The 20,436-nt window shown below is 60.1% G+C and carries 7 protein-coding genes and 2 pseudogenes; 8 read left to right on the top strand and 1 reads right to left on the bottom strand.

What is annotated here, in order from left to right:
• Positions 1-10: 10 nt before the first annotated feature.
• Positions 11-2,650, top strand: coding sequence for a BREX-1 system phosphatase PglZ type A (gene pglZ / locus HOLFODRAFT_RS0203650; protein WP_005031451.1), 2,640 nt, complete (start codon positions 11-13; stop codon positions 2,648-2,650).
• Positions 2,640-4,679 (top strand): protease Lon-related BREX system protein BrxL, encoded by a 2,040-nt coding sequence (gene brxL / locus HOLFODRAFT_RS0203645; protein WP_005031453.1) that lies wholly within the window; start codon positions 2,640-2,642, stop codon positions 4,677-4,679. The genes pglZ and brxL overlap by 11 nt, the downstream gene beginning before the upstream one ends.
• 51 nt (positions 4,680-4,730) lie before the next feature.
• Here the strand turns inward: brxL and HOLFODRAFT_RS0203640 are convergent, their stop codons facing one another.
• Positions 4,731-10,619 carry a DUF3320 domain-containing protein gene (locus HOLFODRAFT_RS0203640; protein WP_026939012.1) on the bottom strand — a complete coding sequence of 1,963 codons (5,889 nt, stop codon included), beginning with the start codon at positions 10,617-10,619 and terminating at the stop codon, positions 4,731-4,733.
• A gap of 213 nt (positions 10,620-10,832) precedes the next feature.
• Here HOLFODRAFT_RS0203640 and HOLFODRAFT_RS25715 point away from each other — a divergent pair.
• From HOLFODRAFT_RS25715 to HOLFODRAFT_RS0203605, 6 genes and pseudogenes are all read left to right on the top strand, one after another.
• Positions 10,833-11,123: pseudogene (locus HOLFODRAFT_RS25715) on the top strand (LIM domain-containing protein); the annotation flags it as partial.
• Between the two features lie 345 nt (positions 11,124-11,468).
• Entirely contained in the window at positions 11,469-11,849 is a 381-nt protein-coding gene (locus tag HOLFODRAFT_RS24765; RefSeq protein WP_158412907.1) for a protein DA1, read from the top strand.
• 548 nt (positions 11,850-12,397) lie between these two features.
• Positions 12,398-13,787: pseudogene (gene tnpC / locus HOLFODRAFT_RS25710) on the top strand (IS66 family transposase).
• Between the two features lie 1,169 nt (positions 13,788-14,956).
• The gene (locus tag HOLFODRAFT_RS0203615) at positions 14,957-15,322 is read left to right on the top strand and encodes a hypothetical protein (RefSeq protein ID WP_005031301.1); all 366 of its coding nucleotides are present in this window, start codon (positions 14,957-14,959) and stop codon (positions 15,320-15,322) included.
• Between the two features lie 173 nt (positions 15,323-15,495).
• A complete protein-coding gene (locus HOLFODRAFT_RS0203610) occupies positions 15,496-16,677 on the top strand; it encodes an FtsZ/tubulin family protein (protein WP_026939009.1) in 1,182 nt (393 codons plus the stop codon).
• Positions 16,678-16,857: 180 nt separating this feature from the next.
• Positions 16,858-20,373, top strand: a complete 3,516-nt coding sequence (locus HOLFODRAFT_RS0203605; RefSeq protein ID WP_148300347.1) for a hypothetical protein — start codon at positions 16,858-16,860, stop codon at positions 20,371-20,373.
• Positions 20,374-20,436: the final 63 nt, after the last annotated feature.

The raw sequence follows: 20,436 nt of genomic DNA, 5'->3' as shown, positions 1-20,436 counted from the left end.
ATGCGACCTGATGGCCAAGCCTGAACAGGAACTGAAACCCATTCTGGATGCCCTGCAACGCTTCTACGACCAGGAGGGCAGCCGCATCGTCTTCTGGCATGATCCGGCCCGGGAATTCGTGAACGCCCTGGCGGGCTGCATGCTGCTGGATATCGGTTCCCATGCCGTGACGGTCCTGGACCTGACACCCCCCCGCTCGGACCTGGCCCTGAAACTGCGCCTGGAGCAGGAGGATCCCCAGGGCAAGTTTCTCCTCTACGCCCCCTTCGAGGAGCCGGACGCCGACCGGGACTGGCTATTGGATATCCGCCTTTACAGCCAGACCTTCCGGGCCGATCGCGCCTCCATCCACCTCCAGGAGCTGGGGCTGGCTAGCCAGGATCTGCACGGTCACCTGACCCAGCGGGCCAAGTTCCTGGATGCCAAGGAACGGGTGGAGAAGCTCCGCAGGCTGGTGAATCCCGGGGATGGTGCATTGGACCTGGACCTCAAGATGATGGCGCTGGTGCTGAAGGCCGAGCAACCCGAACCCTTCGTGCTGCTGCGGACCCTCTTCCACGCCTTCCTGGATGGGGAGGCACCGGATCTGGATACCCCGCCCAGCCCCTGGAAGGACCTGGTGAAGTTCGATCTGGCCCCCACCTTCTGGGGCCTCATGAAACAGCTCTTCGGCTACGGGGATGCCCAGCCCAGCTTGCAGAACCTCCTGCTCCGCCTGCTAGTGGCCGATTTCGGCCATGCCCTGAGGGAGCCGTTGCCCCAGGCCCTGAGGGCCCTGGATCTGCCCAAGGACAAAGTACCGAATGTGGTGGCCTGTCTCGCCCAGTGGCGGGATAGCAGCCGCCACGCCGCGAGCTACGACGCCCTGGCCCTCCAGGTGGAAAGCAGGCTGAAGCTCAAGGACCACCTCAGTGGGTTTGAAGGGGAGGCCCTCGCGGGGGTGATGACCTTCCCCATCGTGGAAAGGGCCATCGCCAGTCGCCTGAAGGACCGGGTACTCACGGTGGTGAATGCTGAGCATGTCCAGGCGATCCAGGCCATGGCCGTGCGAAGGCAGGCGGGCCATTGGGCCACTCCCCAGATCGGCAGCACGCCGGAGGTCCCCCGGGAGACCTTCTTCGCCATCTACGAGGCCCTGGGAGCCGCCGCGTCGCTCTTCGAACTGCGGATGCAGGTGCAGACCGGCGGATTCCCGACTTCCAGCCCTGAGGCCCTCTATCAGGCCTATGAGGCGAGGCTCTACCGCTTCGACCAGCTATACCGGCAGTTCAACGAGGGGGCAGTGAAGGCCCTCGAACTGAACCTCCTCAAGGATCTCCAGAAGCCGGTGGAGAACGTCTACCTCAACGGCTTCCTAAAGCCCCTGGCCATGGCCTGGGATGGTTGCCTGGAGTCCCGGCTTCAGGACTGGCGGCTGAGTGATGTGGTGGGGCAGCCCCAGTTCTGGGATCAGTACGTGGCCCCTCGCCAGGATGGCCGCTCCCGAACCTTCGTCATCATCTCGGATGCCTTCCGCTATGAGGCGGCCCAGGAGTTGACCAGCGAGCTGAACGGGAAGTATCGCGTGGAGGCGGACCTGAGTTCCTGCCTGGGGGTTCTGCCTTCCATCACCTCCCTGGGCATGGCCAGCCTGCTGCCCCATCAGGTGATGACCCTGACCGAGGAGGGCCAGCCGCTGCTGGATGGCCAACCGGCTGCATCCCTGGAGCAGCGCGCCAAGATCCTCCAGGCCCATGGAGGCATGGCCTGCAAGGCCGAGGATCTCATGGCCATGAAGAAGGACGAGGGCCGGGCCTACGTGGAGGGAGCGAAGGTGGTCTACGTCTATCACAACCTGGTGGATACCACCGGGGAAACGCGTGGTAGCGAGGAGGACACATTTAAGGCCGTGCGGGGAACCATCACCTTCCTTGCCCGGCTTGCGAATCACATTGTGAACAGCCTCAACGGCAACCATGTGGTGATCACGGCGGACCATGGCTTCATCTTCACCCAGTCGGATCCTGGCGAGACCGAAAAGAGCAAGTTGGGGAGCGAGGTCCAGGGGGCCTTCCCCAAGAAGAGCAAGAAGCGCTATGTAATGGGCCGGAAGCTGCCCAAGGTGGACTTCGCTTTCCAGGGGAAGGTGGCCTGCGCCAAGGGGGATGCGGAATTCCTGGTGCCCCGCGGCATCCAGCGCTTCCACTTCGTGGGCGGGGCCCGCTTCATCCATGGGGGGGCCACCTTACAGGAGGTAGTGGTGCCCGTGGTGGTCATTCGCCACCGTCGCGGCAGTGCCGCCAAGGGCACCGAGATCCGCACGGTGCAGGTGCAGGTCCTCGGCGCGAGCCACAAGATCACGACCGCCAAGCATGGGTTCGAGCTGATCCAGACTGATGCCGTGAGCGAGCGGGTGAAGCCCCTCACGGTGAAGCTCGCCATCTATGAGGGCAGTGATCTGACGACCCCCATCAGCGATGTACAGACCCTGACCTTCAGCAATACTTCGGATAGCCTGGAGCAGCGAAAGCAACGGGTGCTCCTGACCCTGCGCGAGGGGGCGTACAATCGGACCACCCCCTACCGCCTCGTCCTTCGGGAAGCCGAAACGAGCATTGAGCTGCAAAGCGTCCCGGTGACCATTGATCGAGCCTTCACTGATGACTTCTGAAACCGATACGAGCCTTGACCACCTCCTGAACCAGAGCTTCGGGGGCCGCGTCGTCCGCAAGGACCTCACCAAGCGGCTTAAGGAGGGGGCCAATGTGCCCGTGTATGTCCTGGAGTACTTGCTGGGGAGCCACTGCGCCTCGGATGACGAGGCGGTGATCGAAGACGGCATGCAGTCCGTCAAGAAGATCCTGGCGGAGAACTACGTGCGCCCCGACGAGGCGGAGAAGGTGAAGTCCAAGATCCGGGAGCGGGGCAGCATGAAGGTCATCGACAAGGTGACAGTGGTGCTCAACGAGAAGCGGGATGTCTACGAGGCCTTCCTTTCCAACCTGGGCACCAAGGGTGTCGAGGTTCCCTCCGGACTGGTAAAGAAGTTCGAGAAGCTCCTGGCGGGGGGCATCTGGTGCATCGTCACCCTGGACTACCTCTACGAGGAGGGCCAGAAGAGCTCCCCCTTCGTTCTCCAGGATCTAAAGCCCATCCAGATGCCCAACATGGACATGGAGGCCTTCCTGGAGGGGCGCAAGGCCTTCACCGAGTCCCAGTGGATCGATGTGCTGATCCGCTCCACAGGCATGGAACCCACCCATTTCACGGAGCGGGTGAAGTGGCACCTGCTGGCCCGGATGATCCCCCTGGTGGAGAACAACTACAACGTTTGTGAACTGGGGCCGCGAGGCACGGGCAAGAGTCATATCTACAAGGAAATCAGTCCCAATAGCATCCTGATCAGCGGTGGCCAGACCACGGTTGCGAATCTGTTCTACAACATGGCCCGCAGGACCGTGGGACTAGTGGGCCTGTGGGATACCGTGGCCTTTGACGAGGTGGCGGGCATCTCCTTCAAGGAGAAGGATGGTGTCCAGATCATGAAGGACTACATGGCCTCCGGCTCCTTCGCCCGGGGCAAGGACGCCGTGGCGGCCTACGCCTCCATGGTCTTCGTGGGAAACATCAACCAGTCCGTGGACACCCTGGTGAAGACCAGCCACCTACTGGCGCCTTTCCCGGAGGCCATGATCGACTCGGCCTTCTTTGACCGCTTCCACACCTACATCCCCGGCTGGGAGATCCCGAAGATGCGTCCGGAGTTCTTCACGAACCAATACGGCCTGATTACGGACTACCTGGCAGAGTTCATGCGGGAGATGCGCAAGCGCAATTTCGCCGATGCCATCGGTAAGCACTTTAAGCTGGGGCGGGATCTGAATCAGCGGGATACCATCGCGGTGAAACACACGGTGTCGGGCCTGCTGAAGCTGCTCTACCCGGCGGAGGACTATTCCAAGGAAGCGGTTCAGAAGTGTCTGGAATACGCCCTGGAAGGTCGTCGCCGGGTGAAGGAGCAGCTCAAGAAGATCGGCGGCATGGAGTTCTTCGATGTCCATTTCAGCTACCTGGATCTGGAGGCTGGGGAAGAGCACTACATCAGTGTTCTGGAACAAGGCGGCGGATCGCTGATCCCGGATGGGCCTTTGAGCCCTGGCTGCCTGCATACCGTGGCGAACGGGAGCAGCGGGCACCTCGGGCTCTATCGGATCGAGACCCAGGTGACCTCAGGTTCCGGCGCCCTGAAGACATCAGGGCTCGGATCCAACGGAGCCGCGAAGGAGGCCGTGAAGGTTGGCTTCGACTACTTCAAGGCCCACGCGGGCCACATCAGCGCCTCGGCCAAGGCTGGGGACCATGACTACCATCTCCACTTCGTAGAGCTGCACAACACCGGCCCCACGGAATCCATGACCCTGGCCTCATTCGTTGCCCTCTGCTCCGGTATCCTGGCCAAGCCCATCCAGTCTCAGATGGTGGTTCTCGGCAGCATGAGCCTGGGGGGCAACATCATCCCCGTGGAGAACCTCGCGGAGACCCTACAGGTCGCCTTCGACGCAGGCGCCAAGCGGATCCTCATCCCCATGTCCAGCGTGAGGGATATCCCCACCATCCCCGGAGAGCTGTTTGCCAAGTTCCAGACCGCCTTCTACGCGGATCCGCAGGATGCGGTGTTTAAGGCGTTGGGGGTGCAGTAGAAGGCGTGATTCGGTTTCAGCCCCACCCCGGGTTATGTTTTTGTGCCTGTCCTATATGAGCTTCAGGACGCCGCCTTCGCGTCTGCATGTGCCTTGCTTCAGCAAGGGGATGAACCCTGACTTCAGGGCTTCCGTGGTCTTGCTCGTGACCCTTCGGTATCCCAGCATGCGGGCGGTTTCCTTGAGCAGGGCCTCCTCCTCCAGGGCGAGATTGACCTGGAGGACGAGGGCCATGGCATTGGCGATTTCTTCGGGTGGGATGCGGTCGGCATCCCTAGGGCCCAATGCACTGGGGGTCCGAAACCCTTCGAAGGCCGCTGGCGTTTGGTCGCTTCGCCAGATGAAGCCTCCCCGATCGAGGATCTCCTTGGCGGAAACCATCCGGGCGATGGCCAGATCCATCTGGGTGCGTCCGCGCTTGGTCAGGGCACTCCATCCCCAGGCCCTTACGAGTTTTCCATCCAGGTCATCCCGGTGGATGGGGGCTTCCGTGGCCAGCACCTGGAGCACTACGGCTCGGATGGCCGGCAGGCTCTGGAAGTTGTAGAAGTCTTCAGGGTTGGGATTCGACGGGGGGGTGGGGGTGGATTCCCGGTAGGCGGTGCCCGGAGTGCTTGTGGGGGTCGCGCTGTAGGGCGCCTCCTCCTCAGCCGCTCTGGATGCCCGAGGGGCCGCATTGTACGTAACTGCCTCCGGTGGAACTGGGGCTTGTTCTTTGGGGGCCACGACTGGTGGTTTCAGAGCCCGCGCCGTGGTCAGGGCTTCGCGCAGCCTCTGGAGTTCGTGTTCGGACGCGCTGCTCCATTCAGGGGACCAGATGCGATGCAGTTGCCAGCCCAGGCCCTCCAGGACCTGGGGACGGAGGCGATCTCGGTCCCTGGCCGCGATGGCAGAGTGGTAGGCCGGTCCATCACACTCAATCCCCAGGAAGTAGCGCCCCGGAGCATCCGGATCGACCACAGCCAAATCGATGCGATAACCCCCACACCCCACTTGGGTGTGGACTTCGTAGCCCATGGCTTCCACCGCCCGGGCGATTTCCTGTTCGAAGGCACTGGAGAACTTGACGATGGGGCGGTCCTTACTCCCGGTGGCCCCCTGTTGGGCTGCATATTGGAGGAAGGCGCGCAGGTGTTCTGCGCCGCGAGCCGAGGTTCTGCTGAGATCGATCTGGTCGTAGGTCAGGGTGCTGAAAACCCGCAACTGGCAGCGGGCCCGGGTGATGGCGACGTTCAGTCGGCGTTCCCCACCCGCGACGCTCAGAGGCCCAAAGTGCATGCGCAATTTACCTCTTTGGTCCTTGGCATAACCAATGCTGAACAGGATCTCGTCCCGCTCGTCACCCTGGACATTTTCCAGGTTCTTGATGAATACGGGTTCTAGACCCTGGAAGTGGGGTTCGATTTCAGGGAACTCGGCCCGCTTGTCGTCCAGCAGTTCCTGGATCAGTCGCTGCTGAGTCATGGAAAAGGTCACGATGCCAAAGGTGCGCTGCTCGGGACTAGTGCGTCTGAGGGTCTCGACCAGGTGTTCGACCAGGCATCTGGCTTCCTGTGGGTTGGTTCGCTCTTGGCTGCGAATCGCGCAGCCGGAGCCGAAGTACATCCCATCCGCAACGGGATGCCACGCCACCCCGAGATCCTCCACCTTGCGGGCTGCCGCAGGGAAGACGTGCAGTCGGTTGTCGTAGTAGTGGCGGTTGCTGAAATCGATGAGGGCATGGTGGCGACTGCGATAGTGCCATCCGAGCAACTGCTGGGGGAACTGCTTGGCGGCGGCCTCATCCAGGATGCTCTCCAGCTCAGTGACATCGTTATCGTCGGCAGTCCCCTCCTCATCCAGATTCCGGCTGAAGAAGCTGGTTGGGGGGAGCTGCTTGGAATCTCCAACGATGATCACCTGGCCCCCGCGGGCCAGGGCTCCGATGGCATCGTGGGTGGTGATCTGGGAAGCCTCGTCAAATACCAGGAGATCAAAGGGCTTGCCCTCCGCTGGCAGGTACTGCGCGACAGAAAGGGGGCTCATCAGCAGGCAGGGCTTGAGTCGGCCGAGGAGCGTCGGAATGGCTTGAAGAAGTTTTCGGATGGCCATATGGCGGGCTTTTTTCTTGATCTCCCGCATGAGGATGCCCATCTCAGAATTCTCGGAGATGCCCGCACCCGCCAGGGGCAGCCGTCCCTCCAGTTGACGAATGACAAAGGCTCGGCTGAGCTGGATCCACTGGCGGTCCAGCTCGCGGAAACGGGAGACCTTCCGGTGGTGATGGCCGCCCTCGAATACGCGAAGGGGCGTTTCCTGATCCCGGATGGCAGCGCTCCAGGCCTCGAGCAGGGTTCGCTCCACGGCCAAGGCCAATTGGAGGGGAGGGATGGTCGCTTCTGGAATCTGGGGCATCCCTTGTGCGATGAGGGTCCGAGCCGCCTCCCGATAGAAGCACCAAGCCTTGAAGCCCTGGAGTCCCTGCTCCCAGGCAGGGAGCTTGGCCTTCAGGCGATCCAGATGGTTGGCCTCTGTCCAGCCCCAGGGCTCCTTACCCTGTTGGCACCCGAGGGAGGCCAGGAGGTTCCCTTCCTCGGCAGAAAAGGCCTTGAAGGCAACACTCAGCGCGGTGCTGTGGGTCTGAAGCCGCTCCGGGGGCAGTTTCCAGAGAGCCTCGACCCATTGTTGTGCGGAGACGCCCTGGGCGTGGAGTTGGAGAAGGGCGGAGGCTTGATGGAGGTCTTTGACCTTTGCCTGCATGGTTTCAAGCTGTTCCATGGGGGCAGGGCGCAGAAGGCGTTCCAGGGCCTTTCCCTCTGCATCGAGGCGCAACCGCTCTTTTTGGATGGCGGCCGCTTCCACAAGGTCGCGCACCACCACCTGGGGATCCGGTAGGCCGTTCTTAGCTAGCTTTTTCAAGGGTGCGGAGGCCCCCCAAAGAAATAGCCATCGAAGCAAGGGGACGGTGTTGGCGTGCTGTTGATAGGTGGCTAGGGCAGAGCTCAAGTCCTGCTCACCCAGGGCTGGGATCCAGCGCTCTCCCAGGGCTCCCGCCCGAAGGTTCAAAGACCTGCGGGCATCCAGGAACTGTTCCAACTCCTCTTGAATTGGTTTCCAGCCTTCCTGGGTGAGGGCCACTTCTGGCATGGGCGCATCGGTCAAGGCTTTCATGATTCGAAGCAGGGCCTCCAGGGCTTCCGGTGCCAGGAGGAGATCCAGCTTCAAGTCCATCTTGAGGCTTGAAAGTGCTGCGTTCAGGACTTCCAGGACCTTTCGGGTGCTTGAGATCTGCTCCCTGACCATTTCCTGGCCGCTATGGGTCCAGGCCCCTGGATCAGTTCCCTGCCAGCAGGATGCTTGGGGTGAGCCCAGCGCTTCTGCCCGATGTGCGAACTCCTCCACATCCCTCAGGATGTGACGGAATCCTTCGCGATTGAGCGCTTCTATTTCCTTTAAATGCAAAGGAATGGCGGGGTGGTGCCGGAGCTCATAGGCCCTTGCGCTTCCCTCAAACAGACTGAAGCCGATGGGTTGTATGCGGTGCAGGGCTGCGACATAGGTGTTCAGGCCGTCTCGGTGCTCCTTGAGGTCCGCTTCCCGTGCCTCCCAGTCCTGCAAAGGGAGTTGTCGCCCCCGTTCCAGGGCCTTTTGCAAGGACTCCATGACCTCCTTGCGATTGGCTTTGTTGCTGTGTAACTCCAGGCAGAAATCCTCCAGGCCGGCTTGGCGCAGCCGCGAGTGCACCACTTCCAGCGCGGCCCGTTTCTCGGAAACAAAGAGCACCGACCGGCTATTGGCGAGGGCACAGGCGATGATGTTGGCGATGGTCTGGGATTTGCCTGTTCCAGGTGGTCCCTGGATGACAAAACTACGGCCCTCAAGGGCCGATGCGACGGCTGAAAGTTGGGTGGAGTCCGCATCCACGACGCAGGGGAATTGGCCCGGTGGCTGGCTCTCCAGGGTCTCCACGGTGGGGGCTTCAGGCTGGTTGGCCAGGGTACCGGCCCCATCCTGGGCGAGGTGCTGAATGATGGGGTTCTTGAGTAGGATCTCAGCGTTGTCCTCAAGGTCCTTCCACATCAGGAATTTCGCAAACGTGAAATGGCCGAGGTGTACCTGTTCCAGCACCTCCCAGCCTGGAATGCGTTGGATGGCCTCGCGGCTCTGTCGGAGCATCTGAAGCATGTCCAGCCCCGAGGAATCCCCCTCCAGGGATGCCAGGAATGACAGATCCACACTAAAATCGCGCCGCATCTTTTCGATGAGGGTGACGTTAGGTGTGGGGTCCTCCGCCAGACGCTGGATGCAGACTCGCCTCAGCTGGCGGTTGAAAAGGATCTGGATGGGATAGAGCAGCAAGGGGGCAAAGCGCTCCTTGGGTACCCCGGGCTCAAACCAGCGAAGCAGGCCCACCGCTGCGAAAACGGTGCAGATGCCGCCCTCCTCCAGGTCCGTGCGCGCGAGGGTTTCCAGATCCTTGGCCCGCTTGAGGAAGTCGCCAGGGGTGAGCGAGGAATGCAGGGTGCAGCCCTTGAGGTCGACCAAGCGCTGGGCCTTCCAGACTTCGGCATCCTCCCGTTGGGCCAGAAGCCGGAGATCCCGGGCGTCCCGGCTGTCCTGGGGCGGGCGGGGCAGCAGCTCGAAGACTTTGCTATCCGCCAGCAGATCTTCGAATCGAGCCAAGTCTGGGATTTCCAAGGCCAAGGCCGAGGCTCCCACGGGCTTGAAGTTGAGCAGGCGGTTCCTCAGGGAAAGGTCCAGAAGGCGGTCCTTCCACCTTTGCCAGCGTCCTATAGCTTGGTTCGTTTGCAGGACCGCCTCGGGCTTTGGGGTGAACCCCTCTCGGGCTGCCGCCTCCAGAATCTCCCTTAGCTCGTCGTTGACGGGGCGTTCCTCTGGGGCGGCCTGGGAGGACTCGCTGGCCACCTGGGGAGCCTCCCGGAGGGGTAGCGGAAGGAACCGCTCCATGCGCATGACCCGGACATCCATGGCGAATTGGAAGGTTTCGTCGTTGCTCAGACTCTGTTCTCCCCGCGTCTGGAGCTGGGCAAAGGTGAGGGAGGGCTGCTCCAGCATGGAGCTGGAATCCCATACCAAGATCTGGCCCAAGGCCATGAGGTTTCGGAGCCTTGCTGCGTCCTCAACGATGCCTTCGGGAAAACGGTCATCCAGGAGCCAGACACCAGGGAAGGCATGGCCTTTGATGAAAATGACCAGGGGCCTCAGGTCCATCTGCTCCAGGCAGGCCGCACTGAGCAGGGTCATGTCCAGGCAATTGGCCATCTGGTCCCGCAGGATCATATCGGGGAGACGAACCTTCTGCCCCGTCTGCTCGAAGCTGGCCGGCATTCCGATGTAAGTGAGTCCAAGAGATTGCAGGGTCTGGACCAGGGCCACAACCTGGGCCTTGGCGGTCTGGGGATTGTGGTCCTGGTAGCCAACGATGGCTGCATGCCCTTGGATGGCCTTCAATCGTTCGGACGTCTTCTTCAGGATCTGAGAGATGACGGGATGATTGGGTGTGATGAATGAAGTCAGCAGTCCAAGGGGGAGTCTCGATCCGGGCCATTGGTGGCAAGGGAGCACTTCCACTTCGGCGCGCTGCTCTCCCAGAAGTTTCTCGCCGAGCAGGACCTGCACTCGAAACTCAGCCCGTTCCCACTCCACGACCTGCCGCAAGCGGCCTGCGGGGAGGCGGTAGTCGATGCGGCCGAGATCCACGGTCTCACCCTGCGCCATGGCCCCAAGCGGGATTCTGAGGGGCTCTCCCAGCTCCGGGAGAAGCTGGACTTCCACCTGGGCATTCGTCCATGGCTCTTCGGTTCCATTGGTTATCCGGAGCCCTCGCACAAGCGGGACACCACAGTGTTCCGCCGCCCAGCAGACCACTGGGTCATGGACCAGTTCAATTCCGAGGGTGACTGCATCGGCGGAGGGTGAGGCGATGGCGGAGGGAGACATGACTCCTAGAGTAGACATATAAGAAGCCTTTTTGGGCAAACTCCATTGGGATGGATTCGAAAAGTCGACCAAGATGCCGCCAATTCTGGATCCTAAGGGTCGGCCTGGATCTTATTCTCTAGATACCGTCAGTGGCTGTCGCATCGTGGCTGACACGATTTCCTGATAGAAGTAGAGTCCAACGTTGGACGGCGATACATTCCACTGTCTTCAGTGTTTTATTGGTTTTTGTCGAGGCTGATTGTGGTGCGCTTGGTTTGTAAAAACTGTAATGAAGATATATCTGGCGCATATGTCAAGGTGGGTCGCCAAGCCCTGCACCCTGGATGCTTCCGCTGCCAGCATTGCGAAGGCGTGATCGATGGTGCTTTCGTCGAAGCGAAGGGGAGCTTCTTTCACCCCCCCTGTCACCACGAGGCTACGGCACCCCGTTGCGCCTTATGCGGCCGGGCCATAGAAGGGAAGTTTTATTCCGTCGAGGGCAAGACCTACTGTGAACTGGATTACCTGAAGAGCATGGCGCTGCGATGCGACCTCTGCGGGGAGGTCCTTGATGGGAAGTTTGGGATCAATGATTGGGGCCAGCGGGCTTGCAGGCACCACTCCAAGGGCGAATGTCACAGCTGCGGCAGATGGTTCAATTCGCCAGCCATCCCTGATTCTGTGCGGCAGCTCTGTCCCACCTGCAAGCCCACGGAAATTTGCCCGGAGCACCTGGGCCGCTTTGGGGGGGGCTTTGCCGAAAAGGCTCTAGGGCTCATCGGTCTGAGGTTTTCTCCACCTCTGGTGGAGCTGCGCCTGGTGGAGGACTTGAAGGGGGTCCGTGTCAAAGGGCGCTCCAGGCGGGGCATGGAAACCCATGGCGTCACCCGTACCAGTATTCAAACCCAGGGGCGGAGTGAGGTCAGCCGCACGGTTCAGGGAATCGATCTGTTGTCCGGCCTTTCTAGGATTCACTTCGAGAGTGTACTTGCCCACGAATTTGGCCACGTCTGGCTCTTTGTCAATCGATGCGACACCCTGTCCCCCATGCAGGCCGAAGGGTTCTGTCAGCTCCTGGCCCTCCGCTGGCTGGAGGAGATCCAGACCCCAGAATCTGGTGTGTTGCAGCGGGGACTCTTTTCTTTAGATGACCCAATTTATGGTGCAGGTTTAGATCTTATTCATGCTGCATGGCAAAGAAATCGCAAAGTTGGTGTGCTGGCGTCTATCGGTTTCGATGGTGTGTAAATAAATCAAAATTGCATGTGACGATGTGTTGATTATTTCAATTGTTTCTTGTGGGAAAGATTAGGGGTAAGGTTTGGTAATGCTGCCCATGGATGTCATTTCTGGTAGTAATTCCAAAGAGATTTCGAGGTCACTTGATGAAGAGTGGTGAATCTAATTGCAGCAGTATGATACGTGGTGTTTTCTTGTTGCAGCAGAAAGGTGTTAAGGGCTTTAGTGAGTTAGTCGCTTCATTATTCGTCTTCCCTCTGATCCTGTTGGCTGGGTTTGGCCTCCTGGGATGTCAACGTGGAAAGCACAAAGCCGCCAGCACTGAATCCTATGGCTATCTGGCCCCAGAGCACAATCCCAGCCATGGCACCCGTTTCCAACGATACGTTGTAGCCGTGGATGTCTCCCTTTCAATGCGCGGGTACTTCGCCGCCAGCAACTCTGTTGGCTTGTTGTCCTGTAAGCGTTCAGCCCCCGCAGGGGGATGGACGCTTACAAATTCAGTCCATATGAGCCATTAGGTTGTACTTTTCGTTCAGGGTGGCCATGCTCATGGAATGAGCGAGAACGAGCGTCAGCTGATCTCTGAAAACCAGGCCCTAAAGGCAATGGTGGAACAGCTTTTGGGGCGCGTGGCGGATCTGGAGGCGCGCATCACCCAGAACTCCGGCAACAGCTCCAAGCCCCCCAGTTCGGACATGGGTAGGAAGCGCAAGCCACCGGTAGATCCGAGTGGACGGAAGCGCGGCGGTCAGCCGGGTCACGCCGGAAAGACCCGGGAGCAGGTTCCGCCCGAGGAGGTGGATGAGGTGAAGGACGCCGATCCCGAGGCCTGCGAGCGTTGCGGGGAATCCCTGGAGCAGGCCCCCCGGCGGGATGCCATCATCCGGCAGTTCTGCGAGTCGCCAGCGTTCCGGGCCTTCATCACGGAGCTGAGGCAGTGGTCCAAAGCTTGCCCCCGGTGCGGGCATGTCACCCGCGCGGCTGCGCCGGTGGGGACCCCAAAGGGTGCTTTCGGCCCCCGTCTCCAGGCGCTCACCGGGGTGCTCTCGGGGCGCTTCCGGCTGACCAAGCGGGAGATCATGGTGATGCACCGATCCGTCTTTGGCGTGCGGATGTCCCTGGGTTCCGTGGCGGCCTGCTGCAAGTCGGTGAGCGAGGCTGTGGCCCCGACTGCCAAAGCGATCCACGAAGAGGTGAAGGCCTCCCCAGTGGTGCACGCCGATGAAACGGGGGTTCGGTCGCTGCGGAGAGGATCGGATGTGGCTCTGGGTCGCCGCAACGGCGGAGGCCGAAGCCTTCCGACTTCTGCCAGGACGGGGCCAAGCGCAGGCCAAGGACATCCTCGGCGAGGACTACCCGGGCATCATCCAGCGCGACCGATGGAAGCCCTACGAGAAGTTCCTCAAGGCCAAGCACCAGCTCTGCCACAGCCACATTCGACGTGACGTGCAGGGGATGTTGGAGAGCAAGGGTGAGACGGGAACCCAGGGCTGCATGCTGAAGCTGGCCAGCGACAAGGCTTTCCATCTGTGGCACCAGTGTGAGCAAGAGGAAATCAGTCGGGAGGAACTGGCCAAGGGGACACAGTCGATCCAGGCGGAGATGCGGGAGCGGTTCGAGATCCTGGCGAAGCACCCCGATACCACCAAGAAAGCACGGGGGACAGCCAACGATCTGCTCCGGCAATGGGATCGACTCTGGACCTACCTGACCCATGAAGGGGTGGTGCCGACCAACAATGAAGCCGAGAGGGCGATCCGCAAGGCGGTGCTGTGGCGGAAGGTGAGCCTGGGGGTGGAGAGCGAGCATGGCGCCCGCTTTGTGGAGCGCATGCTGACCCTGGCAGGCACGGCCCGGAAGCGCGGCGTGGACCTGCTGGAGTGGCTGACTCAGGCCATGAAGGCCAGCCTCGTCGGAATCGCCGCACCGGATTTCACAGCCTGATGCGGTCCCCGTGGAATCAGAAACCCCCTCCATGCGGAGGGGGCTGAACGGCTACGTTGTCCTTTCTCGATGTCCTCAGGGAGGGCGTTCACCACTTCCAGGAGGGAGAACCTCGTTTCGAGGCCCAGGCCATCACAGGGAAGGGGCTGGAGTCTTGGCCCGCCTCCCAGCAGGACGATGTGCAAGGCTTTCTGCACTCCTTGAAGTCCCGGCCAGACCTCTTTTCTGCGAAGAACAATGATCTGGTGGCCGCCGTGCAGGGCCTCGCCCAGCAGGTGAAGACCTCTGGCACCTGCGGCCTGCTGATCACTGATCTCGTACAATCGGTCAAGGGGGATGGATCAGATGCGACTGGGCTCGGTCTGGCCCTGGCGGATTGGGGCAAGATCGGCGGGCTCGTCGTGGTGCGGTTCGACCTCCCATTCCAGGGGCAGTACTACCCGGAGGCACCCCTTGGGGCCGCCTACCCATTGCGGAATGCATCGCGCCCTCTCTACTTGCTTGTGTTGGGGCCGACTTCGGCTGCTTCCGGGGATTTTGCGAGATCTTTGGTGGAGCTATGGGGCCAGCATGGGCAGGCACCGGAATCCTGCGGTTTGGCTGATCTGACTCCCGATTTGACAACCCGGCTGAGGGTGAAAGCTGAGTTGCCTCCCCGGGGCACATCCGGGTTCAAGGTGCTCCCCGCACTCAAGCCCTATGAGTATCAAGTCACCGTGGAGCGTTCTGGGAATCGTCGGTCCTTTGAATTGCGGGCATCTATCGAGGGGATTGGCTTGAACGAGGTGGAAGCGGCTTTGTGGAAAAGGTTGGGATCCCAGACTGCTGAGATCAGTCCGGGCTCCCTGGCCTCCTTTCGGGTCGCTGGGCCGCGGGAAGCCTGGGGCTGGGCGTACGATGCACAAAGGCCACTGAAGCGGCATGGCGTGCCTGACGTCCTTGCGCTCAGTTGGAGTATTCCGGCCACCGAATGTGAACTCCCTGGTTGGGTTTCGGAATTGTCCGTAACTAAGGATGCCCCTGCATCGCTACTGCCCAAGGGACATACTCTTGCGCGGACCCTCAATCTGGAGCCCATCCTCCGGGCGGCACAAAGAAACATAGGTCGTATGAGGGTAGCTACGGTTTATCTTAAAGTTGAAAAAACTGGGAATAGGGAGAATTGAAAAATGCACATAGAAATGGTTGATGCCTTTATCGTATTGGCATTAAGTCTCCTTGGATCTTCTGCTTACTATCTCTACTCCGGCTTCTTGATGAAGAAGAATTATGGAAGACGCCTCGTGTCTGGTGAGCCGCTGGCGCAAATACTTACAGGGGCTCCTGAGAAACCCAGAATAGTATTCATATTTATTGTTGCGGTCATTTCTGGGTTGATTATGGGCCTTCTTGCGGGTTTTATGCCTGAACACATTACGGTGGAGTGGCTGCCCGCATTTTTCGCATGCGCCATTGTGACCGGACTGATTTCTTTTGTTTTGTTTATCGTATTGAGTAAAAGTACCTCCTCTAAATTCCTGAACAAAGTGAGCTGAATATGGATTGTTATTTCGTGTTTATTGGGGGATCAGGAGCCAAGTGCGCTCAGGTCTTCCTCGAAGCTGCACTCCTCCGGGCCTGCTCTCCAGCGTTGACGCCCCCCGGGCGTGTGTACATTCAACTTGTGGACCCTGACACGAATACGGAAACCCAGGGCCGGATTCAGCGGTTGGCTCAAGCCTACGGCAGGGCCAGGAAGCTTCTGGGGGCCGAGGCCTATCCCACCGAGATCTTCTTGGACCCCAAGGTCGCCACGCCCTTTGGGGCCTTCGTCGATCAAACGCCAACCTTGCCTGCCTACCTGGGGTGCAAGCCCGCTGACAGCGGCTATGACCTCCTGCGTCTTTTGGTGACCGAGCCTCAAATGAAGAAGGACCTCCAGAACGGTCTGTACGGCTGGCCTGGGGTTGGTTCTGCTATCTGGCATCAGTGGGTTTCCGAGGAGAATGCCCTCCCCGCCAAGAACGAAATTGGGGAAAGCCTGAGCGAGGGGAAGACCGTCCGGGTCGTGCTGGTGGGTTCCATCTTTGGAGGAACGGGGGCCTCTGGCCTGCCGAAGTTGGGGGCGCTGTACGCACAATCCTTCAAGAACAGCCGATTCTCTGTCCACGCCATGGTGTTGACCCCCTACTTCATGCCTCCAAACGTGAAGGAAGGTCAACTCATCGACGGCAATCACCATCCCCTGCGAGCCAGGGACGTGATGGCTGCCCTGGGTGTGGAGGGCAAGCGTTTCTCCTCGACGCACTTCCTGGGGCTTCCAGAGCCCGTAACCATGGAGAAATATCAGGAGGACCGCCAGGACAACCCCACGACTCTGGTGGAGCGGGTGGCGGCCTGGACCCTCTGGGCCCGTCTGGGCAGGGAGGATGAGGAGCTGAACGGCAACTATGTGCTGGGTGCCGATCCCAAGAAGAAATTCAACTTCAGTGATCTGCATGGGGCGAAGGGGGCCGCATTCGATATCGAACTGGAGCGTCACGCCCTGTCCATGGTCTTCTTGGCTTACGAGTACGGCCATCATTTCCAGGCTGTTAAGGACGAGGCTGGGCAGCGCAATCTGAAAGAGGTCTGCGAGGTCTACGGCCAGGCTCTGCGAGCCTGGCTGGATGACGAGGCCTTCCCCAGCCTGCCCTCGCCGATTCGGAACCGAGAGGCCCTGAAGGGGCTGTTGGACCGCTGGATCAACCCCGCCGCCGAGCCCCATGGGGATTGGTTAAAAGCCATGTCTCCCCTTGGAGACCAGGCCGCAGGTCGATGGGGGATTTTCAGAAAATCTCATCCGGATATGAAGTTCCACGAGGGCCTGGACAAGGCCTATGCAGCCCTCGCCAAGGTCCAGGTCAAGTAAGGAGTCGATGTGCCCGCTTTTATCTTTACGAATGCTCCGGATTGCCCTGTGGATGGGGCCGATGGTGGCTGGAACAAACACAGTATTTCCCAGCTTCAGCGCACCATAAAAGATTCAGAAGAGGCCCGAGAGTCCTTTTTTCCCAGCCTTTGGGCCCGGGCCAAGTCCATCGATGGTCGGTTGGATCGCTGCATAACGGAAGGCAACCTTGTATCGGCGCTCGAGGACCCGGATCTGCGGGCTTGGCTGGCGATCCATCGCGCCCTAGGAACCACCCCCTCCCCACAGATTTCCACGGGGTGTTTCTCCCGCGAGGGAGAGGACTACTTCCTTCAATGGGAAGAGACGAAGAAGACTTCCCTGCCCAGGGCCCTGGGGGATGTCCTGGGGTTGGCCCCTGGGGAGCGGTTGGCCCTATTCTTCTACGCTCCAAGTAGCGGCAATTGTGCAGGAGAGCGACTTCTCCTGGGAGTGGGCATCCCTGCGGAGGCCAAGAAGAGCATGAACATTCAGGCTCTGGATTTTGTTCCAATGCAGCCCAGGGCCTTTTCTCGGGATCTCGGCGGCCTGTGGGATGCCGCCAGCCGGGTTGTGGACTTCATTACCCCAGAGGGCGACCTGATCCCCTGGAGTGACAAGGAGTGGGACCGAGCCGACCATCTGAGCAGCCTGGTACGGCGCCTGGATGCGCAAGATGGCCTGAAACCCTTGGCAAGGATGCTCCGACGTTTCGCCGATCAGGAGCAGATTCGTCTAGACGGTGCAGCCCCAGAGGACACACACCCCTTAGATCGGGTGCCGTATCTACAAAAGGGCGAAAAGAAGGTCTACCTCCGTTTGGAAGGCCGTTCTCCCCTAGCCTTGAACTGGCTCAAGGATAGACCCAGCCCCACCGGCGCGGACTTCCTTGGGGAGGGTGATTGCGGAGACATGATTCGCGTCGGGGGCCAGGAAGTGTCAGCTACCTGGATGGATATCCATACCCTCTTTCCAGTGCAAGTCCTGGATTTCCATGTGACTTCGGCTCAGAGCGATTCCGCTCGTCGACAGGCCCTCACCCCTATTCGGGGTCGACAGTTCGAAGCCTATGTGCCTGTTGTGCCAGAAGCCTTTAATTGGATTGATGAAAGCATTTTGCGAACATGGGGGGGCAGCCTCAAGCCCGCCCAGGATGGCCAATCTCTGGAACTGACCTGTGATCTGGTGGCCAAGCGCACCTACGGCGGAAAGGCGGAGGACTTGCCCCTGCGCTTCTCCATCTGTTATCCCCGCCTGGAAACCGGAGACACCAAGTCTGGTGCCGTGGGGCTTGCCGCGCGCCGAGCCGCCATGACCCTTGGGTACTTCCCGCGATTCAAGAGTGATGAGGAGAAATGGGATAACTACTTTCTTCATGTGGCCGACTGGAAGAACCTGGAGGGTTTCCAGCTTCTGGCACATGGCGTTTCAAAGGTATCTGGGTATAGCGTAATCCCTGTGTCCGAGGATGGTCCTTCGATTCACCGCATGAAATTCCGGCCGATTTACTTTGAATTAAGGCAGGGGAAGAATTCTTTGGGGGGCTTTGTCCCGAGTTATCAGGAACTGCGTACCGCAGGACCTACTTCCGAAGTCCGTCTGGCGATCGATCTGGGGTCCGCCAACACTACCCTGGCTGTGGACTGGAATGAGTATAGTAATGATCCAGCCTTGGTGGACATGGATATACGAGAACTCTATGCCCCCTGCCCGCTGGTGGACTATGGTTCGGAAAACGGGGTTCAAATTTGCTTGACAGCGGGTTCCGAGGCTGAGGCTCTTTTAAAGAGCCGAATCCAGGCATCCAGGGAGGGGGGGCCCAGGTATAGTTCCTTCGGCATTCCCCACCTGAGAACTCAGCGAATCAACCGGCCTGCGGAAGTCCCCCAGGCTGAGATGGCCGGTTTCCAGGGGAGTCCATGGATCAAGGAGGCCTTTGGCCAGTCCTCCTTGAAGCCCGATCTGATCAATACAGACAAGCGTTATCAGAGCATGCCCACGCAGGCGGCCAAATGGGTCCCTACGCCGGAAACCTTCCAGGCATTCCAGGAGCTGATGCCGATTTTGGAGAGGGGGGTCGCCAGCTCCCCATCAGGATTGGCCAGCATCCTGGGGCGTCCAACGCGAGAGGGGGCTGAATGGCGTTTGGTGCAAAACATCAAATGGGATGTTTGGGGGGGCACCAGCGGCCTCAACCTGAAGGCGACTTATCTTTATGAGATCCTGGTGTTGGCCTGTGCTTCCATTTCCTGGAAGGCCCGGGTGGTGGTGGATCCGGACCAGGTGAAGCTGACCGTCACCTACCCCTATGGGCAGAAGGCCCGTTTAGAAAAGAGCCTTGCCAGTGAACTCCCGTTCAAGATCTTCCAGACCGTGAGTGAGTCCGAGGCCAATCATCGCTACTACGCCCGTAAAGCCCTCCAGAAGCTGGAGGAGAACGTATCCGCCTTTACGCTGATCATGGACATGGGGGGCAGCACCACGGACTTTAGCCTCCTGCATGGAGGGGAGTTGAAGGCCTACGCTAGTTTGGGTCAAGTGGACGCCTCGGGGCGCCGCCGCTTCTACGGCGGGCTCGGACTGGTGGATCTGATGAATTCCATGCCCGCAGATGGCGGATTCTCAAAGCGGGATGCCAACGGCATCTGGGCATACTCGGCACTCTCCGAGGCCGGGTTAACTCAGCCCTCGCTTGAGGCCGAAACGAGGCGGGAGGGCATCGCGGCGCTTCTGAACGCGCGTCTTCCTGAGATGCAGCTGGATAGCCAGGATATGCGCATCAAGCTGTACCTCATGGCCTATGCCGTCTGCTATTTTGGAGCCCAACTCGTGCTTCATCACCTTGCCAAGACGGCGACCAGCAGGACCGAGCACATCAAGGTCAGCCTTTGGCTGCCGGGCTCAGGGTGGAAGCTTCTCCGTCTTGCCGAGGGAGTAAGGGATGCCGACTGGACAGAGTTGAAGCAGTTCCAGACCCTCCAACGCGTTTTCCACCTGGCCTTCGAGGAGGCGGCAAAGGCGGGGGGCTTTGAAAACCTCCAGCTGGAAGTGCTCAATCCAGAGATTCAGATTCCCAACCATCGCACGGTGGCCAAGTCGTCCGTGGCCCTTGGGGCGCTTATGCCACAAGGCGGCCTGAAGGACGGTGCTCGGTCAGTGCCCTTCGGCATCAGCTTCGGGGAGGCCGACCAGGCCCTTTCCTCCAAATCCCCTATCTACGGGGATTGGGTCGATGGGGAAGACTCTGAAAGTCCAGTGGATCAACCCCTGGCTGCCTGGTTCAGGGCCTATGAGGAGAGTGGAGCGGATATCAACAAGGATGGCGGCCACGTCTGGGCGAGCCTGAAGCACCCCTTCCAGTGCTTTGGGTCTGGTGCCCCAGAATTGCCAGGCCGACTATTCCGGTTGCTCGGAGATGAAAAATTGCGGGATCGATTCCTGGCAAGGGGCGAGAAGCTGGGCGAAAGTCGGTTCCAGACCCTTCTGAAAGAGTCCCACCGACTAGCGGTCATGGAACTTTGGGAAGAAATGAAAAAGATCCAGAACCGCCCGGACATGGCCAAACAGCGATCCCCCTTAGGGATCTACCTTGAGTCCCTCAACTACTTTGTCTTCCAACAGGGTGATTCAGTCTCCTCCCAGGTGGGCAAGGATGCCTGGGATCTTCTGGACGCCTAACGGGCCACAAGTAATCGGTAGAAAGCCAACCCGGAGCCCCCCATGGCTGGGGCTCCCCTGGAA

Origin of the sequence: Holophaga foetida DSM 6591 (genome assembly GCF_000242615.2) — a bacterium.
GTDB lineage: Bacteria > Acidobacteriota > Holophagae > Holophagales > Holophagaceae > Holophaga > Holophaga foetida.
This window is presented reverse-complemented; position numbering and strand designations above follow the sequence as displayed.

Excerpts from the sequence above, each read along its gene's own strand:
- pglZ (WP_005031451.1), top strand. The coding sequence starts at position 11 with ATGGCCAAGCCTGAACAGGAACTGAAACCCATTCTGGATGCCCTGCAA.
- brxL (WP_005031453.1), top strand. The coding sequence starts at position 2,640 with ATGACTTCTGAAACCGATACGAGCCTTGACCACCTCCTGAACCAGAGC.
- HOLFODRAFT_RS0203640 (WP_026939012.1), bottom strand. The coding sequence starts at position 10,619 with ATGTCTCCCTCCGCCATCGCCTCACCCTCCGCCGATGCAGTCACCCTC.
- HOLFODRAFT_RS24765 (WP_158412907.1), top strand. The coding sequence starts at position 11,469 with ATGGAAACCCATGGCGTCACCCGTACCAGTATTCAAACCCAGGGGCGG.
- HOLFODRAFT_RS0203615 (WP_005031301.1), top strand. The coding sequence starts at position 14,957 with ATGCACATAGAAATGGTTGATGCCTTTATCGTATTGGCATTAAGTCTC.